The sequence below is a fragment of the Pseudoalteromonas sp. SG45-1 genome (assembly GCF_014164135.1).
Lineage (GTDB): Bacteria > Pseudomonadota > Gammaproteobacteria > Enterobacterales > Alteromonadaceae > Pseudoalteromonas > Pseudoalteromonas distincta.
The window spans coordinates 1-1,898 of record NZ_JACJEP010000060.1 but is presented as its reverse complement, the minus strand read 5'-3'; the positions used below and the strand labels follow the sequence as shown (position 1 = coordinate 1,898).

The 1,898-nt window shown below is 34.7% G+C and carries 2 protein-coding genes and 1 pseudogene; all 3 read right to left on the bottom strand.

Features of this window, described 5'->3' with window-relative positions; all coding sequences use genetic code 11:
- Positions 1-737: DEAD/DEAH box helicase (locus H5117_RS20345; RefSeq protein WP_182739015.1), on the bottom strand; the 737-nt coding region annotated here is incomplete at its 3' end.
- 124 nt (positions 738-861) lie between these two features.
- A complete protein-coding gene (locus H5117_RS20340; protein WP_002958250.1) occupies positions 862-1,164 on the bottom strand; it encodes an H-NS family nucleoid-associated regulatory protein in 303 nt (100 codons plus the stop codon).
- A gap of 468 nt (positions 1,165-1,632) precedes the next feature.
- A pseudogene (locus tag H5117_RS20795) lies at positions 1,633-1,898 on the bottom strand (DEAD/DEAH box helicase); the annotation flags it as partial.

The following is a 1,898-nucleotide window of genomic DNA, read 5'->3' as shown; positions in this document are numbered from 1 at the left end:
ATTACTTGCTGTAATATAGCCTGCGTTGCGCGCTCACTGTTTTTTAAAAGCGCATTCATGTCATCAGTCGTATATTGCCCAAATGCATTGCTATCTAAGGACGAAAAATCATAATGGCTAATTGCTGCATCAACTTCGTTAGGCGGCGTTAAATAATTATGTTTGATCATATACCTGAGCGGCAATTCAAAAATACAACTTTTAAACGGACTTTCTTGAGTACCCTTAACAAAACCATGATAATGGTGGTGGTATATCCACCCCATTCCTAACCGATAAGGTGTTGCTGTTAAACCCAATACTTTTAACTGAGGGTTATGCTCTTTTAAACTGTTTATTACTTTACCGTACTGACTTTTTTTATCCCCATTTACCCTGTGGCATTCATCAATAATAAGTAATGAATAATGCTCATTTAATTTATTTAAATTACGAGAAAGTGATTGCACACTGGCAAAGGTTACTTGATGGTTTAATGATTTTTCTTTTAAGCCTGCTGAAAATATACTCGCCTCTAAGCCAAAACTTTTATATTTTTGTGAATTTTGCTCTACCAGCTCTTTTACATGAGCAAGCACTAATATTTTTTGCTTAGCTATACGCGCAAGTTCAGCAATAACCAAACTCTTACCTGCGCCGGTTGGTAGTACAATAACGGCAGGATCATTACTCTTTCTAAAGTGTAAAACAGTGCGTTCTACGGCTTCTTGCTGGTAAGGTCTTAGTTTATAGCTCATGGGAAAACAAATAGATTTTAATAAGGGGATTTTAGCAAATTACTGCTATGACATTTAGACTTTAATTATATTTTATTGAGGGGTAAACAAAAAAGAGAAGCCGAAGCTTCTCTTATATTTAGCTTTAAGCTAAAAACTTTTCAAGCTCAACACCTTCAAACGCTTTAGGACGACGGCCTCGGCCAGTCCATTCAATAGTCTCACCATTAAGTTCCATGCGGTACTTAGGCTTAACTTTAGTGCGCTTGTCTGATGCTCCATCTTGTAAATCTTCTAGCGTAAGTCCTTTTTCTTTTAAAAGATCCAAAACTTCCTGTTTCGCTTTTTGCTGCTGGGTATATTTTGAAATTGCATCATTGATAAGCTGTTGAGCTTTTTCAAGCTCTGTTAATGATGCTGTTTTAATAAAAGATCGGACTTCTTTCATCTATATCTCGCTAAATTGTGTGATAGGAATTATTTAAATATTCCTACTTAGTATAATGCTAAGTAGTTATTTTTACCATTCAAAGACACCTGCTGCTTTAAGCTTTATAAAAAAATACTTTTACAATAGTATAATTATCAAATCTAGAGGCTATAAAATGACAATGCAATACTTTTAACCGAGTAGACTCAATAACTAGAGATTACCCTTTTTTACCGTGGCTAAAAACACTAAGTTCATATTTAGCCTATTTATTAAATCAGGCGACATTTGTAAACTTATTTATTAAATAGTCTAGTCCTAAATATATTTACACATTTAGGACTAGTTTTATGAAAACTACTAAAACTAAAGACGTTAAGTGTACTCAACGATACTAAATCGAAAGAAAACCCACCACAAAAAGTTAAACGTTTAGGCCGTGAGATAGAAGACTTACCCCTAAAGCAATTTTGGTATTTATAGGTGCAACATAGTTATAAAGTTGACATGTGGCGCATCAAACCCTGTAGTTAATACCAAAATATTAACTAAATACTTTAATTGCTTAGCTTTTAATTGCTTAATGATTTTATTGCGCTAAGTGTTTGGCGTATCACCTGTTACTAATGCACTTTGATGAGCTGGCAAGTAGCTTAATATTTCCTGGGCATGCATTACCGTGGCGGCAAAAACCATAACCCCTTCGCGCTCTTCACTGTATTGAATTACTTGCTGTAATATAGCCTGCGTTG

Coding starts and splice junctions, on each gene's coding strand:
- H5117_RS20340 (WP_002958250.1), bottom strand. CDS start 1,164: ATGAAAGAAGTCCGATCTTTTATTAAAACAGCATCATTAACAGAGCTT.